20 protein-coding genes, 2 tRNA genes and 1 rRNA gene are annotated in these 26,417 nt (G+C 68.9%); 7 read left to right on the forward strand and 16 right to left on the reverse strand.

Going from position 1 to position 26,417, the window contains the following annotated elements; all coding sequences use genetic code 11:
• Window positions 1–53: 53 nt before the first annotated feature.
• The 4 genes from ACLNGM_RS02670 to ACLNGM_RS02685 form a co-directional block, all read right to left on the reverse strand.
• Window positions 54–129, reverse strand: a tRNA-Ala gene (locus ACLNGM_RS02670).
• Between the two features lie 71 nt (window positions 130–200).
• Window positions 201–277, reverse strand: a tRNA-Ile gene (locus ACLNGM_RS02675).
• A 258-nt stretch (window positions 278–535) separates the two neighbouring features.
• Window positions 536–2,016: ribosomal RNA gene (locus ACLNGM_RS02680) — 16S ribosomal RNA — on the reverse strand.
• 458 nt (window positions 2,017–2,474) lie between these two features.
• A complete protein-coding gene (locus ACLNGM_RS02685; protein ID WP_139224702.1) occupies window positions 2,475–2,684 on the reverse strand; it encodes a hypothetical protein in 210 nt (69 codons plus the stop codon).
• A gap of 348 nt (window positions 2,685–3,032) precedes the next feature.
• On the opposite strand from ACLNGM_RS02685, the gene ACLNGM_RS02690 reads away from it, so the two are divergent.
• Entirely contained in the window at window positions 3,033–4,964 is a 1,932-nt protein-coding gene (locus ACLNGM_RS02690) for a M23 family metallopeptidase (protein ID WP_416357075.1), read from the forward strand.
• Between the two features lie 55 nt (window positions 4,965–5,019).
• On the opposite strand, the gene mgrA is transcribed toward ACLNGM_RS02690, so the two are convergent.
• The 3 genes from mgrA to ACLNGM_RS02705 all read right to left on the reverse strand — a co-directional run bounded on the left by mgrA (window position 5,020) and on the right by ACLNGM_RS02705 (window position 8,529).
• Window positions 5,020–6,060 carry an L-glyceraldehyde 3-phosphate reductase gene (mgrA, locus tag ACLNGM_RS02695; protein WP_416357076.1) on the reverse strand — a complete coding sequence of 347 codons (1,041 nt, stop codon included), beginning with the start codon at window positions 6,058–6,060 and terminating at the stop codon, window positions 5,020–5,022.
• 128 nt (window positions 6,061–6,188) lie between these two features.
• Entirely contained in the window at window positions 6,189–7,124 is a 936-nt protein-coding gene (locus ACLNGM_RS02700; protein WP_416357077.1) for an extensin family protein, read from the reverse strand.
• 25 nt (window positions 7,125–7,149) lie between these two features.
• The gene (locus ACLNGM_RS02705) at window positions 7,150–8,529 is read right to left on the reverse strand and encodes a L,D-transpeptidase family protein (protein WP_416357078.1); all 1,380 of its coding nucleotides are present in this window, start codon (window positions 8,527–8,529) and stop codon (window positions 7,150–7,152) included.
• Between the two features lie 216 nt (window positions 8,530–8,745).
• On the opposite strand from ACLNGM_RS02705, the gene ACLNGM_RS02710 reads away from it, so the two are divergent.
• Window positions 8,746–9,132 carry a PRC-barrel domain-containing protein gene (locus tag ACLNGM_RS02710; protein WP_175526914.1) on the forward strand — a complete coding sequence of 129 codons (387 nt, stop codon included), beginning with the start codon at window positions 8,746–8,748 and terminating at the stop codon, window positions 9,130–9,132.
• Between the two features lie 74 nt (window positions 9,133–9,206).
• Here ACLNGM_RS02710 and clpB read toward each other — a convergent pair whose 3' ends face one another.
• Complete coding sequence (clpB, locus tag ACLNGM_RS02715) at window positions 9,207–11,822, reverse strand: ATP-dependent chaperone ClpB (RefSeq protein ID WP_416357079.1); 2,616 nt, start codon at window positions 11,820–11,822, stop codon at window positions 9,207–9,209.
• Between the two features lie 339 nt (window positions 11,823–12,161).
• Here clpB and ACLNGM_RS02720 point away from each other — a divergent pair, with 339 nt between their 5' ends.
• Window positions 12,162–12,884 (forward strand): transferase, encoded by a 723-nt coding sequence (locus ACLNGM_RS02720; RefSeq protein WP_416357080.1) that lies wholly within the window; start codon window positions 12,162–12,164, stop codon window positions 12,882–12,884.
• On the opposite strand, the gene ACLNGM_RS02725 is transcribed toward ACLNGM_RS02720, so the two are convergent.
• The gene (locus tag ACLNGM_RS02725) at window positions 12,881–13,348 is read right to left on the reverse strand and encodes a hypothetical protein (RefSeq protein WP_416357081.1); all 468 of its coding nucleotides are present in this window, start codon (window positions 13,346–13,348) and stop codon (window positions 12,881–12,883) included. The two genes, ACLNGM_RS02720 and ACLNGM_RS02725, sit on opposite strands and share 4 nt — an antisense overlap.
• 164 nt (window positions 13,349–13,512) lie before the next feature.
• Between ACLNGM_RS02725 and ACLNGM_RS02730 the strand changes: the two genes are divergently transcribed.
• Window positions 13,513–15,783 carry a putative bifunctional diguanylate cyclase/phosphodiesterase gene (locus ACLNGM_RS02730; protein ID WP_416357082.1) on the forward strand — a complete coding sequence of 757 codons (2,271 nt, stop codon included), beginning with the start codon at window positions 13,513–13,515 and terminating at the stop codon, window positions 15,781–15,783.
• Between the two features lie 93 nt (window positions 15,784–15,876).
• Window positions 15,877–16,632 carry a hypothetical protein gene (locus ACLNGM_RS02735; protein WP_416357083.1) on the forward strand — a complete coding sequence of 252 codons (756 nt, stop codon included), beginning with the start codon at window positions 15,877–15,879 and terminating at the stop codon, window positions 16,630–16,632.
• An 18-nt stretch (window positions 16,633–16,650) separates the two neighbouring features.
• Here the strand turns inward: ACLNGM_RS02735 and fdhD are convergent, their stop codons facing one another.
• Genes fdhD through ACLNGM_RS02750 form a run of 3 tightly spaced genes read right to left on the reverse strand, consistent with a single transcriptional unit; the run spans window position 16,651 to window position 18,847 of the window.
• Window positions 16,651–17,487: a formate dehydrogenase accessory sulfurtransferase FdhD gene (fdhD, locus tag ACLNGM_RS02740; RefSeq protein WP_416357084.1), complete on the reverse strand. Its 837-nt coding sequence runs from the start codon at window positions 17,485–17,487 to the stop codon at window positions 16,651–16,653.
• A 29-nt stretch (window positions 17,488–17,516) separates the two neighbouring features.
• Window positions 17,517–18,281 carry an anti-sigma factor domain-containing protein gene (locus ACLNGM_RS02745; RefSeq protein WP_416357085.1) on the reverse strand — a complete coding sequence of 255 codons (765 nt, stop codon included), beginning with the start codon at window positions 18,279–18,281 and terminating at the stop codon, window positions 17,517–17,519.
• Window positions 18,278–18,847 (reverse strand): sigma-70 family RNA polymerase sigma factor, encoded by a 570-nt coding sequence (locus ACLNGM_RS02750; RefSeq protein ID WP_416357086.1) that lies wholly within the window; start codon window positions 18,845–18,847, stop codon window positions 18,278–18,280. The genes ACLNGM_RS02745 and ACLNGM_RS02750 overlap by 4 nt, the downstream gene beginning before the upstream one ends.
• A gap of 87 nt (window positions 18,848–18,934) precedes the next feature.
• Between ACLNGM_RS02750 and ACLNGM_RS02755 the strand changes: the two genes are divergently transcribed.
• Entirely contained in the window at window positions 18,935–19,297 is a 363-nt protein-coding gene (locus ACLNGM_RS02755; protein WP_416357087.1) for a DUF427 domain-containing protein, read from the forward strand.
• Between the two features lie 80 nt (window positions 19,298–19,377).
• Window positions 19,378–19,812 (forward strand): DUF1236 domain-containing protein, encoded by a 435-nt coding sequence (locus ACLNGM_RS02760; protein WP_090965764.1) that lies wholly within the window; start codon window positions 19,378–19,380, stop codon window positions 19,810–19,812.
• A gap of 63 nt (window positions 19,813–19,875) precedes the next feature.
• On the opposite strand, the gene ACLNGM_RS02765 is transcribed toward ACLNGM_RS02760, so the two are convergent.
• The 4 genes from ACLNGM_RS02765 to ACLNGM_RS02780 are packed head-to-tail and all read right to left on the reverse strand — an operon-like array spanning window position 19,876 to window position 26,208.
• The gene (locus ACLNGM_RS02765) at window positions 19,876–20,160 is read right to left on the reverse strand and encodes a SelT/SelW/SelH family protein (RefSeq protein WP_416357088.1); all 285 of its coding nucleotides are present in this window, start codon (window positions 20,158–20,160) and stop codon (window positions 19,876–19,878) included.
• 36 nt (window positions 20,161–20,196) lie between these two features.
• The gene (locus ACLNGM_RS02770) at window positions 20,197–23,697 is read right to left on the reverse strand and encodes an error-prone DNA polymerase (protein WP_416357089.1); all 3,501 of its coding nucleotides are present in this window, start codon (window positions 23,695–23,697) and stop codon (window positions 20,197–20,199) included.
• A complete protein-coding gene (locus ACLNGM_RS02775; RefSeq protein WP_416358373.1) occupies window positions 23,694–25,298 on the reverse strand; it encodes a Y-family DNA polymerase in 1,605 nt (534 codons plus the stop codon). Before ACLNGM_RS02775 ends, ACLNGM_RS02770 begins: the two co-directional genes overlap by 4 nt.
• On the reverse strand, window positions 25,267–26,208 hold the full coding sequence (locus ACLNGM_RS02780; RefSeq protein ID WP_416357090.1) for an ImuA family protein: 942 nt from the start codon (window positions 26,206–26,208) through the stop codon (window positions 25,267–25,269). The genes ACLNGM_RS02775 and ACLNGM_RS02780 overlap by 32 nt, the downstream gene beginning before the upstream one ends.
• Between the last annotated feature and the right edge of the window lie 209 nt (window positions 26,209–26,417).

Genomic DNA, 26,417 nt, shown 5'->3' on the forward strand with positions numbered 1-26,417 from the left:
CAAGAACGGGCGACACAACCAAAGCCGTGCCGCAAACTTTGCTTTCTTCCGAATGGTGGAGCTTGTCGGGTTCGAACCGACGACCCCCTGCTTGCAAAGCAGGTGCTCTCCCAGCTGAGCTAAAGCCCCTATTCGAGGACCAAACCGCAACCCTGGGAGGGACCCCCGGGTCCACCACGCCCCTTCCTCACGAAGAAGCATGGTGGGCCCGGGTAGATTCGAACTACCGACCTCACCCTTATCAGGGGTGCGCTCTAACCAACTGAGCTACGGGCCCGAACTCTCGTCCGTCATCGGCACCGCATCGCTCTATCAGCGCTGCGGCCACCACCACCATTCGAGGAAGAAAGAGAAACATGGGCGGCGATGCCGGCCATCACCCCAATCCCACAACCGAAGCTGCTTGGACAGGGCCTAGTCTATGTCGACAACAGCCTGACTGGCCGTCGTCTTGTTCTAAAACAGACCGATACGGTGGTCCCGGGCGCCGATCCGAGGATCGGGGGCCAAGAGGCCGTCAAAGGTCCATCCTTAGAAAGGAGGTGATCCAGCCGCAGGTTCCCCTACGGCTACCTTGTTACGACTTCACCCCAGTCGCTGACCCTACCGTGGTCGCCTGCCTCCCTCGCGGGTTAGCGCAACGCCTTCGGGTAGAACCAACTCCCATGGTGTGACGGGCGGTGTGTACAAGGCCCGGGAACGTATTCACCGTGGCATGCTGATCCACGATTACTAGCGATTCCAACTTCATGCACTCGAGTTGCAGAGTGCAATCCGAACTGAGACGGCTTTTGGGGATTAGCTCACCATCGCTGGCTGGCTGCCCACTGTCACCGCCATTGTAGCACGTGTGTAGCCCAGCCCGTAAGGGCCATGAGGACTTGACGTCATCCCCACCTTCCTCCGGCTTATCACCGGCAGTCCCCCTAGAGTGCCCAACCAAATGCTGGCAACTAGGGGCGAGGGTTGCGCTCGTTGCGGGACTTAACCCAACATCTCACGACACGAGCTGACGACAGCCATGCAGCACCTGTGTCCACGTCCCGAAGGAATGACCCCATCTCTGAGGACGTCGTGGCATGTCAAGGGCTGGTAAGGTTCTGCGCGTTGCTTCGAATTAAACCACATGCTCCACCGCTTGTGCGGGCCCCCGTCAATTCCTTTGAGTTTTAATCTTGCGACCGTACTCCCCAGGCGGGAAGCTTAATGCGTTGGCTGCGCCACCGAAAGGTAAACCCCCCGACGGCTAGCTTCCATCGTTTACGGCGTGGACTACCAGGGTATCTAATCCTGTTTGCTCCCCACGCTTTCGCACCTCAGCGTCAGTATCGGACCAGTGAGCCGCCTTCGCCACTGGTGTTCCTGCGAATATCTACGAATTTCACCTCTACACTCGCAATTCCACTCACCTCTTCCGAACTCAAGACACCCAGTATCAAAGGCCGTTCCGGGGTTGAGCCCCGGGATTTCACCCCTGACTTAAATGTCCGCCTACGTGCGCTTTACGCCCAGTAATTCCGAACAACGCTAGCCCCCTTCGTATTACCGCGGCTGCTGGCACGAAGTTAGCCGGGGCTTCTTCTCCGGGTACCGTCATTATCGTCCCCGGTGAAAGAGCTTTACAACCCTAGGGCCTTCATCACTCACGCGGCATGGCTGGATCAGGCTTGCGCCCATTGTCCAATATTCCCCACTGCTGCCTCCCGTAGGAGTTTGGGCCGTGTCTCAGTCCCAATGTGGCTGATCATCCTCTTAGACCAGCTACCGATCGTCGCCTTGGTAGGCCTTTACCCCACCAACTAGCTAATCGGACGCGGGCTCATCCTGAACCGATAAATCTTTGCCCCTCAGGGCACATGCGGTATTAATTCCAGTTTCCCGGAGCTATCCCGCAGTTCAGGGTAGATTCCCACGCGTTACTCACCCGTCTGCCACTCCCCTTGCGGGGCGTTCGACTTGCATGTGTTAAGCCTGCCGCCAGCGTTCGTTCTGAGCCAGGATCAAACTCTCAGGTTTGATAAGAGTTATCCCGACTTCAAGTCACTGTCTCAAAGCATCAACGAGAGTTTGTACCGGACAACACAAACCAGCCAGCCAGGCTCACGCCCAACCAGCCAGCAAACATGCCGTCCGCTCTCATCTCAACGAAACGTGTCTATCGTCGGTTCAGCTCTCGGACATAACCCAGGGCGAAAAGGATATCGCCCCAAGCCGTCCTCGGCCAACACCGCCGTCCACGTCTCTCTTTCTTCCGTTCTCTCTTCAATTCTCAAAGAACCCGGCAAACCACAACAGTCCGCCGCTCGGGTGACCAACCTGGCCAGCCACCCTTCAAGCATGCCAGAAGCAAACTCGAAAAAACTCGTCCGACACTCACAAGAGGCGCAAAACCGAGCCAGCCAGCCATCCCCTCCCAGAAATCCCGGAAGAACACAACCGCCAACCCAACTTCCCGGCAAACCAACCAGACCGCCTCAGCCGTCCAACCCGTCCGCCCCGGCGCCACCGCCGTCGTCGATGAGCGGCTTATAGGGGGAGATACGCAGGAAGGTCAACAGGGAAATGCGGGAAATCGCGAAGAAAATGCAGATCGCCAGCAATTGCAGCAGCTTGCCACCGCGCAAAACCGTCAGACCAGTGTCACGACAACGATATGCAAACGGTACCGCGAGGCGCGGGTCCAAGCTCTCGAAGCGATTGGGTGCTCGATAGACCTATCCGGAAGCGACACTCTGAATGGAGGCGCGACCAGGATGTCGAAGGCGCGGCTTCTGGTTTCCGGCAGCCGCGGCCTCGGGAGGCTTTCAGTCTGTGTATTCGGCCGGAGGCGAAGTGTCCGTCCCCAGCTTCCCCAGGAGCTGAACTGGCCAATTGGTTGACATCTCCTGATCGCCGCCTCTCTATCTCCCCCAACGATCGTCCCTGTGGCCGCCCCGCAACAGAGGACGGTCCGGGGATGCCCCTTGCGCGTCGCCTTCGCTTTTCGGCCGCTTTGTTGAGGCCAGGGGAAGGCGGACCAGCATGAGACCGGAATGAATCACGAGCGTTACGCCAAGCCGAACTTCGGGAACCAGCCTGCGCTCGTCGCCGACGTCCGTCGCAAGCCGGACCGCCGCCAGGTCTCGGCCCGCTGGCTCGCCGGCACCCTTCTGACCGGCCTGACCTCGAGCGCGATGATGGGCATCGCGCTCTCGGCCGCCCACGATGGTCGCCGCATGCTGGTCTTTCCGGCGGTCGTCGGCGAGATCGCGGTGCCCCAGGCCGATATCGTCGAGCGCGGCGAGCGGGTGTTTGCGACCCCGATTCCGATCGACCGCAATCGCTCGACCATCGAAGTGCCGACGCTGATGCGCGAGGGCGATCGCGAGGTCATCCGCTCCCTCCCCTTCGCCTACGCCTCCATGCTTTTAGGCGCGCGCCATCCGACCACCGTCTCCTATCCCGCCTTCGATGCCATGAATGTCATCGGCAGCGACGACGACGAGCCGGAGCCCGCGCAGGCCCCCGAGACCGGACAGATCTACGATGCCAAGGTCGAGGGCGACGTCGATCTCGCCGTCGAGCCGTTCGAGTTCGACGGCGCGACCTATGACGACGCGCCCGATATCGGGACGCGCGAGGCTGAGCTTCTCGTGCGCGAGGCCGTGCCGCGGCTCGCCTCCGCGCCGGTCCAGGTCGCCGCCTATCAGGCCTTCGACACCTCCCGCTTCGGCGGTTCGCTTACGGACGCGTCGGAATATGTGCCCGGCTCGGCCGCGCGCGTGACGGCCGAGAACGTATCGATGTCGCCCGCCGAGGAGCGACAGGAACGGGTCTCCCGATATTTCGAGGAGATCGTGCCGTTCCGCGAAACGCTCGAGATTTCCGGCGCTCTCGCCGAGAACGGGCACGAGGACGGCGAGGCCGCCGCTTCGCGCCTTTCGGCGCTTCTCGGGCGAAGCGCGCTCGATGCCGGAGAGGTGCTGCGTCTCGGACTCGAGCCGTCCGGCGATGGATCGCGGATCGTGCGCCTCTCGGCCTATCGGGGCGAGCGGCATCTGGCGACCGTGGCGCTCGCCGACGACGGGTCCTTCGAGGAAGGGCCGGAGCCCGCGCTCAGCCGCTCCGTCGCCCAGGCCTTCGACGAGAATGCCACCGAGGCGCCGCTGCGCCAGAACATGCCGACCGTCTACGACGGGATCTATCAGGCGGCCCTCGCCTACGGTCTCGACGACCGCCTTTGCCGCAAGCTCCTGAAAATCCTCTCGTCAGACGTCGACTTCCAGGCGCGGCTCGATCCGACCGATCGGCTCACACTCCTCTATTCTTTGAAGGAAGGCGAGGAGGAGGCGAGTGCCGACTCGCAGATCCTCTTCGTCGAAGCCAAGTTCGGCGACACCACCAAGCGCTACTACCGCTTCTTCACCTCCGACGACGACCAGACCGACTACTACGACGACGACGGGCGCAGCGCGAAGCAGTTCCTCCTGCGCAACCCGGTGCCCAAGGGCCGGTTCACCTCGCCCTTCGGCTCGCGCCGCCATCCCGTGCTCGGCTACGCCCGCATGCACTGGGGCGTCGACTGGGCGGCGCCGCGCGGCACGCCGATCCTGGCGTCGGGCTCCGGCATCGTGGAGCAGGCGGGCTGGTCGACGGGCTTCGGCCAGCAGACCATCATCCGCCATGCCAACGGCTACGAGACGTCCTATTCCCACCAGAGCAAGATCGCCGGCGGCGTCGTGAAGGGCGCGCGCGTCCGTCAGGGGCAGATCATCGGATATATCGGCTCGACGGGCCTGTCGACCGGCAACCACCTGCATTACGAGGTCACCGTCAACGGCACGCGCGTCGACCCGATGCGCATCCGTCTCCCGTCGGGCCGGCAGCTTTCCGGCGATCAGCTCGTCGCCTTCCAGCGCGAGCGCGAGCGGATCGACAACCTCTTGAAGGACAGCGTCGACGAGATGCGCGTCGCCGCGCACTAGATCCGAAGAAGGGCGAGCCGCTTCGGCCCGCCCTCCTCTCTTCTCTCTTCGGGCGTCAGGCCGGCTGGCGACCGATCGACGACTGCGAGCGCCACAGGTCGATACCGCCTTCGGTGGCCGAGCGGTCGATGGCGGCGAGTTCCTCACCCGAGAACTCGAGATTGTCGAGGGCGTCCAGCGAGGAGTCGAGCTGCGCCACCGTGCGTGCGCCGATCAGCGCCGAGGTGACGGCCGGGTTCCGGAGCACCCAGGCGATCGCCATCTGCGCCAGCGACTGGCCGCGCGCCTTAGCGATCTCGTTGAGAGCGCGGATGCGCGCGACGTTCTCGTCGGTGACGAGATCGGGCGAGAAGGACTTCGCCTTTGCCGCACGCGATCCTTCCGGCACGCCGCCGAGATACTTGTCGGTCAGCAGACCCTGCGCCAGCGGCGAGAAGGCGATGCAGCCGACGCCGAGCGTGGTCAGCGTGTCGAGGAGTTTCTCCTCCACCCAGCGGTTCAGCATCGAGTAGGACGGCTGGTGGATCAGCATCGGCGTGCCCATGGCCTTCAGCATGGCATGGGCTTCGCGCGTGCGGTCCGGACCGTAGGAGGACACGCCGACATAGAGCGCCTTGCCCGAGCGCACGATCGCATCGAGCGCGCCCATCGTCTCCTCCAGCGGCGTCTTCGGGTCGGGCCGGTGGTGGTAGAAGATGTCGACATAGTCGAGCCCCATGCGCTTCAGGCCCTGGTCGAGCGAAGCGACGAGATACTTGCGCGAGCCGAAGTTGCCGTAGGGGCCCGGCCACATGTCCCAGCCCGCCTTGGTCGAGATCACGAGTTCGTCGCGATAGGGGCGGAAGTCGAGATCCATCCAGCGGCCGAAATTCTCCTCGGCGGAACCCGGAGGCGGCCCGTAGTTGTTGGCGAGATCGAAATGCGTGACGCCGCGGTCGAAGGCCCGGCGCAGGATCGCCCGGCCCGTCTCGAACACATCGGTGCCGCCGAAGTTCTGCCAGAGGCCAAGCGAGATGGCGGGCAGGTCGAGCCCGGAGCGGCCGCAGCGGCGGAAGTTGGCGCGGGCATAGCGTTGGTCGTCGGCGGTATAGGGCATGGTATCCTCCTCTGGGCCACCGGACCCGGCAGCGCGCGCGGACTATAGACGCAAGTCCTGCGGAGGAAAGACGCGACGGGGGCCCGGACGGCAAAAGGTCCGAAGAATTGCGTGCCTGCCGAACGGCGTCAGCGGCAATAGGTGGCGTCGCCGTTGCGGGCCGCGATATCGAGATGAAGATGGGTGCCGTGATCGCTGTCGGTGCCAGGTCCCAGAACCGTGCGGAACGGCCCGCAGGCGGCACGGCGCACGGCGGCCGCGAACCGGTCGGCCGGCGTTCCCGCGTCCTTCGCCTCCACCGGCTGCGTCGTGCCGTCGGAAAGCTCGAAGCCCGCGATGTCGATGGCGCTGCCGCGCGAATGCTCCGAGATCTTCTGTTCGCTCGCCCGTGCGCGGCAGACATAGGTGGAGGCCTGCGTCAGTGCCTTGACCTTCGCCCCCTTGAACTCGGCCTTGGCGGCGGGCGCCACCCCTTCCGACACCCAGACGTCGAGCGCCAGCGCCGTCCGGCACAACATCACCGTGCCGGGCTCGACGCTCGTGCCGTTGGAAAGCCTCTTCACCGACACCGGGCGCAGCACGCCGCAGTCGCCCTCGGCGATCGTCTCGCCCACGGTGAAATCGGCGCCGCGCGCCTTGAGTTCGCCCTCGCACTGGATGGCATCCTCGACGGCCGCCGCGGCCTCGACGGTTTCGGCCGGCGTCACGGCCATCGGCGGCACGTCCGGCGCGCCGGGCTCGGGCTCGGTGCGGGCCTTCTCGGGAGACACGTAGGCGGGCTGCGGCGCGTCACGCGCGGGCGCTGGCGCTGGCGGCGCAGTGGGTGGGGCCTCGGGCTCGGCCGGCGCCTCGGGCGGTGCCGGGCGCTCCTCCGGGACTGGCACGCTTGCGGGATCGGGGGTCGCGGCTTCGCTCGCCGGGTTCGACGGCGCGCCCGGCGCCACGTCGGCTGCGGCCGGCCGCTCGCCAGGTGCTTCGGTCGGCACGGGCACGGTCTGCGCCGCGGCGGGTGCGGCGGCAAGGAAGCCCAGCATCGCCAGCTGGAAGATCAACCGGTCTGCCATCCGCGGCCCCCGCTTCATGCCGTTGTCAGTCCACGAACTCGACGGTGACGCCCGGCTTCACCAGCTTGGCGAGTTCGGCCGCGTCCCAGTTGGTCAGTCGCACGCAGCCGTGGCTGTTGGTCTTGCCGATCTTCGAGGGCTCGGGCGTGCCGTGGATGCCGTAGGTCGGCTTCGACAGCGCGATCCAGATCGTGCCCACAGGCCCGTTGGGGCCGGGCGGGATGGTCAGCACCTTGTCGTTGGCGCCCTGCTTGAAGTTGATCTTCGGATTGTAGGTGTAGTTCGGATCGAAGGCGATACGGGCGACCTCCACCGTACCGGAGGGCGAGGGCGTCGAGGTCGAGCCGATCGAGGACGGGTAGGCGGCAACGAGCCGCCCGCTCGCATCGTAGGCGCGCACCTGCTCGCGCCCCTTGTCGGCGATGATCTTGGCGACCTCCTGGCCGGTCACGTTCTCGCCGGTCGCCATGACCTTGATCTGCGTGCCGGGCCGGGTGAAGTCGGCGCCGGGGTTGATCTCCTTGAGGTAGCCCTCGTCCATGTGGAAGCGCTCGGCCAGCATTTCGGTGACGCGCTCGTAGCTCATCGCCGGCAGCATCGCCTTGTGGGCGTAATCCTCGGGGATCGCCGCGACATAGGGGCCGCCGACATCCTCGTTGGTGATCTCGTAGGTGACGACGGCGGGACCGCCGGTCGCCATCAGCTCTTCCATCAGCGACTGGGCGTTGGTCGCGTCGATCGAGCGGCCGGTCATCTCGGCATAGGCGGCGACCGCCTTGTCGACATTGCCGCCCATGCGCCCGTCGATCACGCCCGGCGAGGCGCCGGCGCGGTCGAGGAGCACCTGCAGCGCCGCGATCTCGATCTTGGCGTTCTTGCCGGTCGGCCCGGCGACCTTCGGCGCCGGGTTCGATTCGATCATGGTCTGGCCTTCGAGGCGCGGACCGGAATTCGGATAGGCGGCGGCGCCCTCTCCCGGCGCGATCGAACCGGTGATGCCCTGGTCGGGCAGTCCGGCCTGGTCCCAGGCGCCCGGCGGCGGCAGCGGCTGGCTCTCGACCGGCGCATCGCCATAGGTGTCGTAGTCGTCGTAGGGGTTCTGCGGCGCGCCATAGCCATAGTCGGCCGGCGGCACCTCGCCGACCCGGCCTTCCAGCACCACCGGCCCGGACGGCGCGTTGCCGCGCTGCCCCCGCCGCTGCCGCCGGTCGCCCGGCCGCTCCACCGCGATCACCCGGCCGTAGGAATCCACGGTGACGATGTTGCCGAACTCGTCGCGAAAGCTTTCCGTGCCGGGACCGTAGTCCTCGTAGGCCGGGTCATAGCCCTGCGCCGCGACCGGTAGGACGCCGGCCGACAGGCCGGCCAGAACGAGGGCCACCGCCCCCACCGCACCCTTTGCCATGTCCCTGCCTCCTTCGCTCAAGCCTCGCGGGCGACGCCCGGACGGCGAACGCCTGACAGGCAAATAGGGCGCAATGCTGGTCCGAAGATGGTTAACGAAGCGCAAATGAACCTGGCGTTAACGAGAGGCGCAACCGTCCCGCACCCAGCCTTTTTCGGAACACGCCGCGGCGCTTGCCGTTTCCCCGGTCACGAGCAACCGAAGGGAGAAGGTACGATGTCCTCCACTCTGGGAACCGGCGCCACGTCCGAGATCGAGGTCGGGGCCGACGCCATCGAGGCGAGCCGCGTCAACGGCACGCGCGTCTACAACACCGACGGCGACAATCTCGGCCACATCTACGATATCGTGATCGGCAAGCGCGACGGGCGCGTCAAATACGCCATCATGTCGTTCGGCGGCTTCCTCGGCATCGGCGAGGAATACCACCCCCTGCCTTGGGAGGTGCTGAAATACGACGAGCGCCAGGGTGGCTACGTCGTCGGCATCACCATCGACCAGTTGAAGGACGCGCCCCGCTTCGGCGCGGCCGAGCGCCCGAACTGGGTCGATGCCGACTATGGCCGGCGCATCAACGACTATTACGGTGTCGCCTACTACTGAGCGGCGACCCACAGGCAAAAAAAAGGGGGCGGCTCGGCGGGCCGCCCCCTTTCTCGTTTCCGATCGTCGGTCCGTCAGGCCGCGACCCGGTCTCCCGCCGTGCCGGCCTTTGAGCCGACGACGTAGAAGTTGAGCCGGTCGGTGCCGGACGAGATCTTCACCCGGTCCTCGTCCTTCACCTCGCCGAGCAGGATCTTCTCGGCGAGCGGGTCCTGCACCTCGCGCTGGATCACCCGCTTCAGGGGCCGCGCGCCGTAGGCGGGGTCGTAGCCCTTGTCTGCCAGCCACTCGCGCCCGCTCTCGTCGAGCTCGAGCACGATCTTGCGCTCCTCCAGAAGCTTCTCGAGGCGGCCCATCTGGATGTCGACGATCGCGCCCATCTCCGCTCGCTTCAGGCGGTGGAACAGGATGATCTCGTCGACGCGGTTGAGGAACTCCGGCCGGAAGGCCGAGCGCACGACGTCCATCACCTGCGGCCGGGCGCTCGCGACATCCTCGTCGTCGCGGAGTGCCGTCAGGTACTCCGAGCCGAGGTTCGAGGTCATCACGATCAGCGTGTTGCGGAAGTCGACCGTGCGCCCCTGCCCGTCCGTCAGGCGCCCGTCGTCGAGCACCTGGAGGAGGACGTTGAAGACGTCCGGGTGGGCCTTCTCGATCTCGTCGAACAGGATCACCTGGTAGGGCCGCCGCCGGACCGCCTCGGTCAGGACGCCGCCCTCCTCGTAGCCGACATAGCCCGGAGGGGCGCCGATCAGCCGGGCCACGGAGTGCTTCTCCATGAACTCCGACATGTCGATGCGCACCATCGCGGTCTCCTCGTCGAAGAGGAAGCGCGCGAGCGCCTTGGTCAGCTCCGTCTTGCCGACGCCCGTCGGGCCGAGGAAGATGAACGAACCGATCGGCCGGTTCGGGTCCTGGAGGCCAGCGCGCGCGCGCCGCACGGCGCGGCTGACGGCCTGCACCGCCTCGCCCTGTCCGACGACGCGCTTGGCCAGCGCGTCCTCCATCGACAAGAGCTTCTCGCGCTCGCCCTGCATCATCCGGTCGACCGGAATGCCGGTCCAGCGCGAGACGACCTGTGCGACATGGTCGGCCGTCACGGTCTCCTCGACCATCGACGCCTTGCCATCGGAGCCTTCCGCCTCTGCGAGCTCACGCTCCAGCTGCGGGATCTCGCCATAGGCGAGCTCGCCCGCGCGCTGGAACTCGCCGCGGCGCTGCGCGATCGCCAGATCGTTGCGCGCCTCGTCGAGCCGCCGCTTGAGATCGGCGGCTAAGCCCAGCTTCGACTTCTCGGCCTGCCAGGAGGTGGTGAGCCGGTCGCTCTCCTCCTCGAGGTTGGCAAGCTCGGCCTCCAGACGTTCGAGGCGCGAGCGCGCCCCGTCATCGTGTTCCTTCTTCAGGGCCTCGCGCTCGATCTTCAGCTGCACGACGCGCCGGTCGATCTCGTCGAGGGCCTCGGGCTTGGAGTCCACCGCCATGCGCAAGCGCGCGGCGCCCTCGTCCACGAGGTCGATCGCCTTGTCGGGCAGGAAGCGGTCGGTGATGTAGCGGTTCGACAGCTGCGCGGCGGCCACGAGCGCCGAGTCCGAGATGCGCACCTTGTGGTGCTGCTCGTACTTCTCCTTCAGGCCGCGCAGGATTGAGATCGTGTCCTCGACCGTCGGCTCCGACACGAAGACCGGCTGGAAGCGGCGGGCAAGCGCCGGGTCCTTCTCGACATGCTTGCGGTACTCGTCGAGCGTCGTCGCGCCGACGCAGTGCAACTCGCCGCGGGCGAGCGCGGGCTTCAGAAGGTTGGAGGCGTCCATCGCCCCGTCCGCCTTGCCGGCACCGACCAGCGTGTGCATCTCGTCGATGAAGAGGATGATGCCGCCATCGGCGGACGTCACCTCCGACAGGACGGCCTTCAGCCGCTCCTCGAACTCGCCGCGATACTTCGCACCCGCGATCAGCGCGCCCATGTCGAGCGCCATCAGCTGCTTGTCGCGCAGGGATTCGGGCACGTCGCCGTTGACGAGGCGCAGCGCCAAGCCTTCCGCGATCGCGGTCTTGCCGACGCCCGGCTCGCCGATCAGCACCGGGTTGTTCTTGGTGCGGCGGGACAGGACCTGGATCGTGCGGCGGATTTCGTCGTCGCGCCCGATCACCGGGTCGAGCTTGCCCTCGCGCGCGTCCTTGGTCAGATCGCGGGCATATTTCTTCAGGGCGTCGTAACCCTGCTCTGCCGACGCCGTGTCGGCCGTGCGACCCTTGCGCAGGCTCTCGATCGCCGTGTTGAGGCCCTGCGGGGTGACGCCGGCCTTGGCGAGAATCTCCGACGTCTTGGCGCTCTTCTCCAGCGCGAGGGCGAGCAGCAGCCGCTCGGCGGTGACGTAGATGTCGCCCGCCTTCTTGGCGATCTCCTCGGCGGTCGCGAAGACCTTGGCGGTCGGAGCGGCGAGATAGATCTGCCCGTTGCCCCCGGACACCTTCGGCAGCGCGTCCAGCGCCGCCTCGACGCCGAGGCGCACATCCTTCGGCCGGCCGCCGGCGCGCTCGATGAGGCCGGAGGCAAGCCCCTCCGAATCGTCCACCAGCACCTTCAGAAGGTGCTCAGGGACAAAGTGCTGGTGATCGCGCGCCATCGCCGCGGTCTGGGCGGCCTGGATGAAGCCGCGGACCCGGTCGGTATATTTTTCCATGTCCATTCGTCGTCTCCTTGTCTCGCGCGTCACCCGGCAAACGGCATGCGCGCGAAAAAGCGTGGAGTCGGCCGCTCGAAAGCCGGCCGCTGGAGAGAGATATGGGACGCTCCCGCCTGTGGCAAAAGGGCATCAGGTGGGGGTGCCGAAATTTTTCGCGAGACGCGCGGAGCCCCGGAGTGATGCCCGTTCACCGCACCCGCCGAACAAGTTTGCGTGACGGCTAAGGGCCACGATTGTCCGTTCATGGAAGGTCGTTAATGGTTTGTTAGACAAATCATTCGGATGCTCCCTCACCCCATGCCCGAGTCATTCAGTATCCGCCCCCGCAGCGAAAGCGCCGCCGTGGCTGAAGCCGCCTGCCGGCTCGAGGACGAGGTCTGGGGGCATCTCGGATATCTCAATTTCACCGATGCCCATCATCGGCACTACGACACGATCCTGACCCGTTTCGCCGACCTCCAGCTCTGCCTCGTCGACGATGCGACGGGCGAGATGGTGGCGCTCGCCAACTGCACGCCGATCGCTTGGGACGGCGCGGCGCTGCCGGCGAGGGGCTGGGACTGGCTGGTCGAGGAAGGGGCGCGCGACGACGCGCCGGCGCCCAACACGCTCGGGGCGCTCGCGATCTCCGTACCGCCGCGCCATCGCGGCGCGGGACACGCGCAGCGCATGATCGGCGAGCTGAAGACGCTCTGCGAGCGCCAGGGCTTCTCCTCCCTCATCGCTCCCGTGCGCCCGTCCCGCAAGTTCGGCCACCCGAGCGTCCGCATGCAGGACTATGTCGGCTGGCAGGACCCGCAAGGCCGCTGCTTCGACCCCTGGCTGCGCAGCCATCTCCATCAGGGCGCGCGCCTCGTCGGCGTGTGCGACCGCTCCATGGTGGTGGAACAGCCCGTCGCCTTCTGGGAGACGTGGGCCGGCCGCCGCTTCGAGACCTCCGGCCCGTTCGAGATCGAGGGCGGGCTCGTGCCGCTCCAGATCGATCTCGAGCGCGGCGTCGGCCTCTACGAGGAGCCGAACGTCTGGGTGCGCTACGACGGCGTGTCGGGCACTCCGCTCAACTAGTTTCGGCGCGCGCGAAGCGCGCTCGCGGCGCGGCGCCAGGATCGAGGCTCCCTCGCCCATTCCGGCGGCAGCCGTTCCACCTGCGGCAGGGCGCCCTCCGCGAGGCGGCGGCTCATCCAAAGGGCGCGCGCGCAGCGTCCGTTGGCGTGCATGAACGGGGCGAGGTCGCGGAACGCCGCATAGAGCTGCCAGGGCGACAGATCGGCGGCGAGAAGTTCGTCGATGCCGCAAAGCGTCGAGGCGTCGGGACGCTCCTCGACCGCCGATCGCCCGTCCGGTCCGCTGAGGTGCGCCCGGAGGAGCAGGACGTTGCCGGCCTCCACCCGCCGGCGTGCGAAGAAACCGCGATGGGCGGCGATTTCACTGGCTGTCGCAGTTCGCCCAATTCCCGACAGCCGGTTGCTGGCCGCCACGAAGTCGGCGACCCAGGGCTCGAATGCGCATGCCGCCAGATCCAGACCCATGTCGCTTCCCCGACGAGGCGAACGACCGATCCGACGCTTCGTCCCGGCAAATTGCAACAGGAAAGATGAAGTCTTTCGAAAGGATGCAGCGCTTAAGGTCGTCGTTCGAGCGGCGTCCTCGCCGTGCCTTTTGCTCCGGAGCCGGGTCGGCCATGCAAAACAGGATGGCTCTTCCTCAGTCCCACGCGCGATCGACGGCGATCGCGATCCGCATCCTGATCTTCGCGCTCGGCGTCGCCCTCGTCGGGCTGACGGCCTGGCTCGGCTGGTCGGCCAACCACAACGAGGTCAAGGCGGAGCGCCGGCGCATCGACAATGCGCTCGACCAGACCATCGCCGGTGTCCTCGACCAGCAGCGCAGCGTCGCCTGGTGGGACGACGCGGTGCGCAAGGTCGCCATGGATTACGACGCGGAGTTCACCGCCTCCAACTTCGGTCTGTTCCTGACGGAGACCTACCAGCAGGACGAAGTCTACATCGTCGACGGCATGAACCGCCCGGTCTACACGCATCGGCGCGACGCTTCGGAGACCGAAGCGCCGTCGCCGGCCGAGGTGTCCTCGCGCCTCGCCAGACTGAAGCCCGTCCTCGACGGCGTCCGGCGGGGCGAGCGATCCTTCTCCAGCCGACGCCCCGACCTCTTCCTCGATCGACAGGCCGCCTATCAGAAGCTCGGCGGCGTGCGCACCACGGCCAACTGGTTCAGTGCCGTGATGATGATCGACGACCAGCCCTCGATCGTCACAGCGATCACGATCGGCCCGAACGTCGACATGTCGCTCGTCATGGACCGGCCGTATCTTCTCGTCAGCATCGTCAGGATCACCCCGGAGGTGCTCGAGCAGGTCGGACGCTCGCTCCTGATCTCCGACCTGCGGCTGACCCCGGAGATCGGCGAAGGACCGCTCACCGCCTCCGAGCCTTTCGTCACGGACGAGGGCCACACCGCGGGATATCTGACATGGAAGACGGCGGCCCCCGGCCAGCCGATCCTCTCGGTCATCCTGCCACTCGCCGCGATCCTGTCGATCATCGGCGGCGTCATGGCTGGCCGCATGCTGACGCGCATCGAGGTCGCGACCGACGCGCTGGCCGTGCGCGAGGAAAAGGCCCGTCACGACGCCCGCCACGACGACCTCTCGTCCCTGCCCAACCGGTCGGCCTTCCACGACGAGGCCGGTCACAGGGTGGAGGACGCGCTCGCCTCGTCCGGTCGCCTTCGCATCGGCTATATCGACATCGATCGCTTCAAGGACATCAACGACACGCTCGGCCACCACAAGGGCGACATCCTGATCCGCGAGTTCGGCGCCCGGCTGCGGCGGACCCTGCCGCAGGACATCTTTCTCGCGCGCATCGGCGGCGACGAGTTCGCGATGGTGGAAAGCGGCCATGCGGTGGAGCGCAACGACATCGGCGCCCTGATCGCCGAGGCGCTCGCGACGCCGCTGCAGGTCGAGGACCTTGCGGTGACCATAACGTCCTCGGTCGGCATGGCGTCGCTGCCCCAGCACGGCACGACGCTCGACGACCTGACCCGCCACGCCGACATCGCGCTCTACGAGGCCAAGCGCCAAGGCCGCAACCGCGCCGTGACGTTCGACGGCTCGATGGCGAAGGACCTGTCCGAGCGCCACCGCATCGAGACCAGCCTGCGCGAGGCGATCCGCACCGAGAGCCTCGAACTCTACTACCAGCCGCTGGTCGACGCGCGCAGCGGCCGGATCGAGGAGGCGGAGGCGCTCCTGCGCTGGCATCATCCCGAGCTCGGAACGGTGCCCCCCTCGGTGTTCGTGCCGATCGCCGAAGAGGGTGGCCTGATGCCCGAGCTCGGCGACTTCGTCCTGCGCCGCGCCGTGCGGCAGGCGCGCGACTGGCCCGACCTGTCGATCGCGATCAACCTGTCGCCGCTTCAGTTCCGCCATCGCAACCTGACCGACACGCTCCTGACCCTCACCGATGCCGACGGCGTCGATCCGCGCCGCATCATTCTCGAGGTGACGGAAAGCCTGCTGCTCAACGTCAACACGCAGACCGCCGACACGCTGAAACGCCTGCGCCGCGCCGGCTTTCGCATCGCACTCGACGATTTCGGCACGGGCTATTCCAGCCTGCGCTACCTCCTCGACCTGTCGTTCGACCTCATCAAGATCGACCGCTCCTTCGTCAGCGGTACGTCGCAGCAGATGGCCGCCCACACGATCGTCGCCGCGATCGTCGAGATGGGCCACGCGCTCGGCAGCCGCATCGTGGCGGAGGGCGTCGAGACCGAGGAGGAACGCCGGACCATTGCGGCGCTCGGCTGCGACCTCCTGCAGGGCTACCTCTTCGCCAAGCCGCTGCCGGCGCCGGGCCTCGCCGGCTTCGTCGCCTCGTTCAACGCCGACGTCCAGCGGCGTCTCGACGACGGGCCGGAGGCGGCGCGGGTGGTCTGAACCCGAAAGGCGTCGTTCGCTCGAGGGCCTCCGGCCTTTCGGTCGTCGGCCGTTCGTGGCAAGAGCGGGCTTAGCGTTTGGGGAACCGCGGCGATGACGAGAGCGAACGGCGCTTACAGCTGGGATCAGTTCGATTCCGAGAGCTACTTCCAGCACTATTACGGCGAGCCGCATGTCGACGACGAGGTGCTGGTCGGGCTGGTGAGCCGGGCCATCGCCCGTGGCGAGCCGGCGGGCCGGGCGCTCGAGACGATCGACATCGGCACCGGTCCGAACCTCTTTCCGCTGCTGTGCGCCCTGCCGCGCGCGAGCCGCCTGACGGCCTGGGAATTCTCGGCCAGCAACGTCGCGTGGCTCGAGGCCGAACTGCGCGCATCGCAGCTTCGGCCCCAGTGGAGCCACTTCTGGCGCGTGGTGGAAACCTCCGTCGGGGGCGACGTCGCGCTTCCCGCCGATCCGCTTCGCGAGCTCGAGGCCCGCACCACGATCCGCCAGGGATCGGTCTACGACCTGCCGGAAGCAGGGTGGGATCTCGCCACCATGTTCTTCTGCGCCGAATCGATCACCGGCGACGAGGTTGAGTTCGACCGCGCCTGCGCGCGCTTTGCCGGCTGCGTGCGTCCCGGCGGCACGGTGGTCGGCGCCTTCCTCGTCGGCTCTTCGGACTACGAGGTGGCCGGGCGCCCGTTCCCGATCCTCGACGTGTCGCCGGAGCGCGTGCGCGCCGTGCTGGAGCCGGCGGTGCGCGACCTCCAGTGCGAGACGATCGGGCTCGTCGATCGAGAGATCCGCAGCGGCTATTCCGGCATGCTGTTCGTCTCGGGGGTCCGCCGCGACGACCGCGCCTGACGGCGCTCTAGGTTCAATCTACCCCAACGACGGCAAAGCGCTTGCGCCCGCGATCCGGCCGGGATGGGTGAACACCTCGAACTCCTCGCCGCGCACCACGGCAACGAGCGTGATGCCGGCCCGCTCGGCCTCCCCGACCGCCAGCAGCGTCGGCACCGATACGGCAGCGAGCAGGCCGCAGCCCATCATCGCCGCCTTCTGGATGAGTTCCACCGAGACCCGGCTGGTTAGCACCAGGAACCCACCCGCGGGGTCGATGCCCGCGGAGGCGAGGTGCCCCGCGACCTTGTCGAGCGCGTTGTGCCGGCCGACGTCCTCGCGCACCACGACGAGTTCGCCGTTCGCGGTGGCGAAGGCTGCAGCATGAGCCGCCCGCGTGCGCCGGCCAAGGCGCTGCTCGTCCCCCATGGCGTCCATCGCCGCGACGATCACCTCCGGCCCGATCGCCAGTCGCCCGGCCACCGTCGGCAGGGCGCGGGCCGCGAGTTCCAGGCTTTCGACGCCGCAAAGGCCGCAGCCCACCGGCCCGGTCATCTGACGCTTGCGGGCAACATAGCCGGCCGCGCGCTCCGGGGTGAGCCACAACCGGCAGTCGATCCCGACCTCGGTCGCCTCGACGTCGAGCCGCTCGATTTCGGCCGGGTTCGCCGCGATGCCCTCGTTCAGGGCGAGGCCGAGCGCGAGATCGGGAAGGTCGGCGGGCGTCGCCATCATCACGGCATGGGTCGAGCCGTTGACGGAGACCGCGACCGCGACCTCCGCCGGCAGGTCGCGCATGGCCGCCTCGAACCGACCGGCCCGAAACCGTACCGTCGCGGCCGGCCGGGCCTGGCTGTGCGCCGACGTTTCCGGCATTCCCGGCTCCTCCGGCCGCATCCCGCGCCTCAGACGGCGCGCAGCATGCCGTGCCCCACCACGGGCCCGGTGGGCTGGCCGGTGGGCGAGCCACCCTCCGGCTCCATCGACACGGCGAGCGCCGTGCCCGGCGTGCGCACCATTCCCATGCCGACGCCCGAGCGGGCGCGCAGGTCGACCCGCAGCGGCGCCGACGGATCGACGAGGCCGAGCGAGATCGGAGTGCCGCCGGCCGGCACCAGCCAGAGTTCCGGCACCCGCCCTTCCTGCGCCTGCAGCGAGACCGGCATCAGCGTCGCGTGGCCGCCGTCCGGATCCACCACGGCCACGAAGAGCGGCGCCCCGCCGTTGGCGGCGATCGACGCCATCATCGGGGCGGCGGCGGGGCGGAGGTCGAGCGCGAGTCCGGCAAGGCTCGCGGCGGCGAGCGCCATGGAGCCGATCGCCAGCCACTGCCAGACGGCCGACACGCGACGCCCGCCGGAGCGGGGCGACCTACGGGCCTTAGCGGACGGCGCGCGACCGGGCGACGCATCCCGAACGTCGCGCCTCGTCGCCGCAGGCCCGAGTTCGGCTTCGATCGCCTGCCAGAGACGCGCGGGCGGCGACACCGCCGGTGTCTCGCCGATAAGCGGCTGGAGCCGCTCCTCCCAGAGCCCAGCCTCGCGCGAAAGCGCGGGGTCGATGCGCAGCCGTCGCTCGAAGGCGCGGCGCTCGGCCGGCGCCAGGAGGCCGAGCGCATACTCGCCGGCCAGGGCCTCGTCGCCGCCATCCCGTTCGTCGCCCGCGCTCATTCTTCCAGGCATCCCTTCAATCGGATCAGGCCGCGCCGGATCACGCTCTTCATGGTTCCGAGCGGTACGCCCGCTCCCTGCGCCAGGTCCTCGTAGGTCCGCCCTCCGAAGAAGGCGGCCCGGATCGCCTGAGCCGCGCGCGGCTCCAGCCCGTCGAGACAGGCGGCCAGACGCCGCGCCTCGCCGTCGGCTTCGAGTTGCGACAAGGCGTCGGGCGCCTCGTCCGCCACCTCGTCGGCTGCCTCGAGATCGGTTCCCGCGCGATGGTGCCGGAGCGCCCGCAGGCGGTCGATCGCCCGGTTGCGTGCCAGCGTGCACAGCCAGGTGATCGGGCTGGCGCGCGCGGGGTCGAAGCCGGAGGCCCGGTTCCAGACGGTGACGAAGACGTCCTGGAGGACGTCCTCGGCTTCCGCCTCGTCGTTCAAGATACGCAGCGTGACGCCGAATAGCTTCGCGCTCGTGAGATCATAAACGGTGCGCAGCGCGTCGCGTTCGCCGTCCGCCACGCGGCCGAGGGCCAGGACAAGGCGCTGGCGCGCGTCTTCGGTCGAGGGGCCGTGCAGCATACGTCTCCGGGGCGTCGAACAGGGAACCGGACGGCAGGCCGCCGGATTGCTCGGAACCAGTCATACCGGCCCTCGAGGAGGAAAGCCATGTCCGCCGTCTCCCAGCCCACCCTGCGCGTCGAGCGCGAGCCGCAGCCCGTGAACGTCACCTTCCACGACACCGTCATCGCCTCGACCACCGAGGCGGTGCGGCTCTACGAGGGCAACCGCGAGCCCGTTCTCTACATCCCGCGCGAGCATGTCGAGATGGCCTATTTCGACGATTCCGACAAACGCACGACCTGCCCGCACAAGGGCGAGGCGCGCTACTGGTCGATCTCGGCGGGCGGCTACGGCGAGACCGACGCCGTCTGGTCCTACGAGGATCCCAAGCCCGCCGCGCGCGCGATCGCCGGCTATCTCGCCTTCTATCCCGACAAGGTGCGGATCATCGTCGGCGAGGGCAAATAGGCGTCGTCAGGCGGATGGAACGGATGGACGCCCAGGTTGTTAAGGCGGCCACAGGGACGTTCTTTCAAGGACACACAACCATGCGTCGTTTCATTCTCGCCACCGCTGCCCTTGGCCTGCTGGCCGGTCCGGTCCTCGCCCAGACCACCGTCGTGACCACCACCGAGCCGAAGAGCGAAGGCGAGCAGGCGGCCGGCACGCTGGCCGGCGCCGGCACTGGCGCGGTGGCCGGTGCGCTCGTCGGCGGCCCGGTGGGCGCTGCGATCGGCGGCGTCGCGGGTCTTGCGATCGGCGGTGCGGCCTCCGCGCCAGACGAGGTGCGCCAGTACGTCGTCGCCAACCCGACCCAGCCGGTCGTGGTGGAAGGCGAGATCACGCAAGGGTCGGTCATCCCCGGCTCCGTGACGCTCGTGCCGGTGCCGTCGAACCCGGACTACGAGTATTTCTACACCTCGAACAACCAGCCGGTGATCGTCTCGAAGGCCGACCGCAAGGTCATCTACTACGCCAACTGAGCATCGCTCGGCTGATCGAAAAGGGCCGCCGCGCGTCTTCCGCGCGGTGGCCCTTTTTTCGTGTCAGCGGTCGCTGTGCCCGAGGCTGCGCTCCGGGTCGAGCCGGTCCCGCACGCGCTGCTTCAGCACCTTGGCTTCGGGAAAGCCGCCGTCGGCCTTGCGCTCCCAGATCATCTCGCCGTCGTAGGCGATCTCGAACACCCCGCCGGTGCCGGGCAGGAGCGCCACTTCGCCGAGGTCTGGCCCGAAGGTCTGCAGGAGTTCCTGCGCGAGCCAGGCGGAGCGCAGGAGCCACTGGCACTGCGTGCAGTAGCGGATGGTGATGCGGGGGGCCGGGTTCGGTTCCATCGGCGTCCTTCCAGCGGCTGTGCCTCGCTCCAGCCTCTAGTGAAAATTGCGCCCCTTGGGCAAGACGGCGCGCATGCCTCTCACCGTCTCCTCGTCGACGTCGCGCGTCGAGGGCAGGACGACACGGGCCGGGCGGCGCACCTCGTCGGCCGAGGCCAGCACGGCGCCGAGCGCCGCGGCGGCCTCGGTCAGGTCGTCGTCCGGCATCGCGGCCGCGTGCCGCGGCTCCGGATGGCGGCGGAGCGGGCTCTTCACGTGGTCGGTCGGCTGCAGGATGCGTGCGCCCTCCAGCCCACGGTCGGCGAGGCGCGACAGGAGCGGCGTCAGGTCCTCGATCGTCTCGGCGACGAGATGGATCACGCCGCGGTCGGCCTGGACCCGCCCCGAGACGCGCACCAGCCGGGCGCCGAGTACCACCGGTCGGAAGCGCTCGAAGACCTTGGTCCAGACCACGATGTTGGCGACGCCCGTCTCGTCCTCCACGGTCATGAAGATGACGCCCTTGGCCGAGCCCGGCCGCTGGCGCACCAGGACGAGCCCGGCGATGGAGGCGCGCCGGCCGGAGCGCACGGTGTCGAGCGTCTGCGCGGGGGCGATGCCGCGCGCCCGAAGGTCCTCGCGCAGGAAGGACACGGGATGCGCCTTCAGGGACAGGGACAGGAAGCGGTAGTCGTTGACCACCGCCTCGCCGAGCGGCATCGCGGGAAGCGTGACCTCGGGCTCGGCCGTCACCTCGCCGAGCCCCTCAAAGAGCGGCAGGCGTTCGGCCGCCGCGCCTTCGCTCAAGCCCCGCGCCGCCCAGAGCGCGTCGCGGCGCGCCAGACCGAGGCTTGCGAAGGCGTCGGCGTCGGCCAGCCGCTCCACCGCCTGCCGCGACAGGCCGGTGCGCAGCCACAGTTCGCGCACCGAATCGAACGGACCCGACGTGTCGCGCACCCAGACGAGGCGCCGGATCTCGGTCTCCGACAGGCCCTTCACCTGCCGGAAGCCGAGCCGCACCGCATGGCGCGTTCGGATCGCGGCCGCCGCCTCGCGGTGGCGTGGAAAGACGGCGGCGGGATCGAAGGCGCAGGGCTCCAGCGCCGAGTCCCAAGACGAGGCGTTGACGCAGACGGGGCGCATCTCCACCCCGTGCTCGCGCGCGTCGCGCACCAGCTGGGCCGGCGCGTAGAAGCCCATCGGCTGCGCGTTCAGGATCGCGGCGCAGAAGACATCGGGATAGTGGCACTTGATGAAGGCCGAGGCGTAGACAAGGAGCGCGAAGGACGCCGCATGGCTTTCGGGAAAGCCGTATTCGCCGAAGCCCTCGATCTGGCTGAAGCAGCGCTCGGCGAACTCCTCAGTGTAGCCGTTCCGCAGCATGCCGGAGACCATGCGCTCGCGAAAATCCTTCACCTGCCCCGTACGCCGGAACGTCGCCATGGCGCGGCGCAGCTTGTCGGCCTCCGCCCCGGTGAAGCCGCCGGCCACCATGGCGATGCGCATCGCCTGCTCCTGGAACAGCGGGACGCCGCAGGTGCGCTCCAGAATCTCGCGCAACTCCTCCTTCGGATAGTCGACGGGCTCCAGTTTCATGCGCCGGCGCAGGTAGGGGTGCACCATGTCGCCCTGGATCGGGCCGGGCCGCACGATCGCGACCTGGATCACGAGGTCGTAGAAGACGTTGGGCTTCAGCTTCGGCAGCATCGTCATCTGCGCTCTGGACTCGATCTGGAACGTGCCGAGCGTGTCGGCGCGATGGGTCATCCGCCAGACCGGCTCGTCCGGCGCCTCCATCGGCAGCGTGTCGAGCGAGGCCGCGCGCCCGTCCAGCGTCGCCTCGCCGGGGTAGAGCGTGTTCAGCATGTCGAAGGCGCGGCGCAGGGCGCTCAGCATGCCGAGCGCCAGGATGTCGATCTTGAGGATCTTCAGCTCGTCGAGATCGTCCTTGTCCCATTCCACGATGATCCGGCCCTTGGAGCCGGTGTTGTGGATCGGCACCGTCTCGTCGACGCGCCCGCGCGTCAGCACGAAGCCGCCGACATGCTGCGAGAGATGGCGGGGAAACTCGTTCAGCGCCCGCGCATAGGCGAGGACATTCTGCGTCGTCGGGTCCTCCGCCGACAGGCCGGCGGCATCGGTCTCGCGCGTGCCCATGTCGGCGGGGCCGTAGCCCCAGACCGAGCCCGACAGGGCCGAGACGGCATCCTCCGACAGGCCGAAAGCCTTGCCGACCTCGCGCAAGGAGGAGCGCGCGCGATAGGAGATGACGGTCGCCGCGATCGCCGCCGAATCGCGCCCGTAGGCGTCGTAGATCCAGTTAATCACCTCGTCGCGGCGCTCGTGCTCGAAGTCGACGTCGATGTCGGGCGGCTCGTCGCGCTCGTCCGACAGGAACCGGTCGAAGAGGAGGCCGGCCTTTTCGGGGTCCACCTCGGTGATGCCGATGCAGTAGCAAACCGTGGAATTGGCCGCCGATCCGCGCCCTTGGCACAGGATGCCCATCCCGCGCGCGGCCTGGACGATGCGATGGACGGTGAGAAAGTAGGGCTCGTATTTCTTCTTCGCGATGAGCGCGAGCTCGCGCTCGATCTGCGGAAAGATCCGCGCCGGCACGCCGCCGGGATAGCGCCAGTGTGCGCCCTCATAGGCCAGGCGCCGCAGCTCCTCCAGCGGCGAGACGCCGAGGCGCAGCGCCTCGTCGGGATAGTCGTACTGGAGGGTCGCGAGATCGAAGCGAAGCTCCTCGAAAAAGCGGCGCGCCTCGACGATCGCCGGCTCGAAGCCGCGAAACAGACGCAGCATCTCGCCTTCGTGCTTCAGCCGCCGCTCGGCATGGGCCGAGAGGATCGCCCGGCCGGCTCCCGCCAGCGGCACGTGCTCGCGGATCGCCGCCACGACGTCGGCGAGCGGGCGCCGCTCGGCCCCGTGGAACAGGGCGTCGTTAGTGGCGAGAAGCGGCGTGCCCCACGTCCTGGCGAGCGCCGCCGCCCGGCCGAGGCGGCGCGCGTCGCCCCCGTCGTGGCGCGGGGCGACGGCGAGGCGGACGGCACGGGGAAAGGCCGCGCGCAAGGGGCCGAGCGCCGCCTCGAGCCGCTCGGTGGCGCCCGTCCCCGCCGGTCCGTCGCGCCCCAGCCCGTCGGGGGCGAGGACGGCGAGGTTGATCCCCTCGCCCCGTTCCAGAAGATCGGAAAGGCGCAGGATGCAGTCGCCCTTGCGAGCCCTGAGGTTGCCGGTGGTCAGGAGGCGGCAGAGCTGCGCCCAGCCGGCACGGTCGCGCGGGTAGGCGAAGACGTCGGGCGTCGCGTCGGCAAAGACCAGCCGCGCGCCGGGACGGAAAGGGAACCGCTGCACCCGCGCCTGCCCATGCGCGCGCACCACGCCGGCCACCGTGTTGCGGTCGGCCAAGCCGAGCCCGCCGAGCCGCAGCGCCTCGGCCGCGACCACCATCTCGCCGGGCTTGGAGGCGCCGCGCAGGAAGGAGAAGTTCGAGGCCGCCCCGATCTCGCAGAAGCCGGGACCGGGCGCGAGCGGCTCGACCGGCGGCTCGCCGTTCATGCGAAGAGACCGTGCAGGAACCAGCCGGATGGTGCGCCCTCGCCCGCGCCTTGGCGAAACAGCCAGTAGCGCCGACCGGCCTCGTCCTCGACGCGGAAGTAGTCGCGGCTCGCGCCCACATCCCCGAGCCACCATTCCGGCGCGATCCGCTCGGGACCCTCGATCCGGCCGACACGGTAGAAGGCGCGGCGCCAGCGGAACTGGCGGATCGGCCCGTCCGGCACCTCGGCCGTCGCCTCCACCGCTTCCGGCCGGGCGAAGAGGCGCAAGGGGCGCGGCGCGAGATCGGCCTCCACGCCGGAACCGCCCGTCCCGATCGGGGCGACGCGCCGCTGCGCGGCCTCCGGCCGGTGCCGGTCCTCGGGCGCCAAGGCGAACACCGCCGCCTCGCCGAGCCGCGTCCCCAAGCGATCGATCAGCGCGCCGAGTTCCTCGGCGGGCCGCGCGCCCGCGTCCTCGAGGTCCTCCTGCCGGTCCGCCATCGCATCCGCCGCCAGAACCGACAGGCGCAGGAGGTCGAAGCCGAAGCCGGCGTCGATCTCGTCCCCGCAGGCCTTCAGCCGCTCGGCGAAGAGACGCGCGATCCGGGCGGGATCGCGCAACGGGGCCCCCGAGCGCACCAGGAGGCGCTCGACATGCCCGTCGACGCGAAACAGCGCGAGCTCCGCCTCGCGCAGGCCCTCGCCGCGCTCGGCCAAGGTCTCGCACAGCCGGGCGGCCAGGTGGGTCGCGATGCGCAGGATGTCTTCGGGCAAGCTCACCGGCTCGAACAGGCGGCGCTCGCGGATGAGGAGCGCGACCGCCCGGCGCGGCTCGATCGGACGGCGGGCGGCGCCCGTCGCCTCGTCCAGCCGGCGGGCGATGTCGGGGCCGAAGCGGCGGTGGAGGGCAGCGCGCGGCAGCGCAAGGAGATCGCGCACCCGGCGAAGGCCGAGCCGGTGGAGCCGTGCGGCGGTCTCCGTGTCGAGCCGCAGGCCGCTTCCCACGGGCAGGCCCTCCACGGCGGCGCGCTCGTCTCCGCTCGCCACGAGGCGCGCCGCCCCGGCCACGCCGACGCAGGCGCGCGCCGTGCCGGGATGGGCGGCGACCGCTGCCTCGACCGCAAAGCCCTGGCGCTCCAGCCGAGAGACGAGATCGTCTCGGAGAGCGCCCGCTCCGCCGAAGAGGTGGGACGCGCCCGTCAGATCGAGAACGAGGCCGTCGGCACCGTCGAGGGCGACGAGGGGCGTGTAGCGGTCGCACCAGTCTGCCACCGCGTCGAGGAGGCGCCGGTCGGCCGCCGCGTCGGCCGGCCGGTAGTCCACGTGGGGAAAGCGGGCGCGCGCTTCCGCAAGGCCGAGGCCGGGTACGAGGCCGAGCGCCTCGGCGCGCTCGCACGAGGACACGATCCGCTCGGCCCGGTCTTCGCGCGCGAAGAGGGCGAGCGGCGGGATGTCGGCGTCCGGCCTGTCCGCCCGCTGCCCCGCATCAGACGGAGTATGTCCCCTGCCCGCGTCCGGCGGGGTGTATCCCCTGCCCGCGTCCGGCGGGCGATGCCCGTTGCCCGCACCGAGCGGCACCGGCAGGAGGTCAGGCCGCGCCGAAGCGTCGGTGCGCGGCATCCTCCCCCGCCGCGCCGCCGCGAAGGGACCGCAGCGCCACGAGCGCCCCAGTTCCTCGCGCCGGATCCGGTCGCTGGGCAGCCGCGTCAGCCGGATCGCCAGGAATTCGCCCGGCCGCACGGACGAGGGGGTCGTGGTCGAGGAAGCGTCGGTCATGGGGATCCCACTCCAGGCAGAGCGTTCGGGGCGACAGTCCCCGCGCCTTTTCAAGCGCCAGGGAAAAACGGGGGCGGCCGATCAAGGGCAGCAATTCCAGCCCCGGCACGGGGGCGGCGCGCACCGGCTCGACCAGCAGGCGGACGGGGGCGGCGGTGGCTTCCGGCTCGCCGCCCTGGCGCAAGAGCATCACCGCGCCGCCCGCCTCCCGGGCGCGGGTGTGGAGGCGCCGCGTGCCCTCCAGCCCGAGAAGCGTCGGATTGCCGCGCAGTTCGACCACGACCAGCGCGGCGGCGCCCGAACGCGCGGCTTCCTCGCCCGCCCAGGCCGCATCCACGATGCGCCGGGCGCGCACCACGACCAGGGCATCGGGGTCGAGACCGAAATGGGCGAGCCCCTCGCGATAGGGCATGCCGCCCTCGGCGAGCGCGTCGGCCGCCGCGATCCAGAGGAGCGGACGGCGCGCTGAGGCGCCGAGGCGGATGCCGAGCGCCAGCGCGAAGCCGACGCCTGCCCCGCCGTCGCGCATGGCGAGCGTGCGCGCCTCCACCAGCCCCGCGCGCGGCAGCCCGCCTCCGAGCGCGGCGTCGAAGGCCGGCGCGCCCAGCGCCAGACGATCGTCGTCATTGGGTTTTTCGTCCTCGCCATCCGGCACGCCGCGCGCGAACGGCGCCCCTTCGATCCGCCCAATCGCCTGGCGCAGCGCCGAAAGCGTCGCGGCGCGTGCGCGGTCGGGCTCACCGCCCGGCCCCACCCCAGCGTCCTCTGTCGCGTCGGTTGCGGGACGCCTTTCATCCGGGGTATCTACGGGCTCTAGGCCCGGTCGTCGTCGCGGTCCAGTGGTCCAGGTCATGCCGGTCTCCATCGGCGGATGGGTTCATGGCCGCCTTCGTGTTCCTCATATGTTCTAGGAAATTTCCGAGTCGCCCCCCGGAGTCAAGGAGACGGCGGCCAAGATTATTT

The sequence above is a fragment of the Aureimonas phyllosphaerae genome (genome assembly GCF_047943035.1).
Taxonomy (GTDB): Bacteria; Pseudomonadota; Alphaproteobacteria; order Rhizobiales; family Rhizobiaceae; genus Aureimonas; species Aureimonas phyllosphaerae.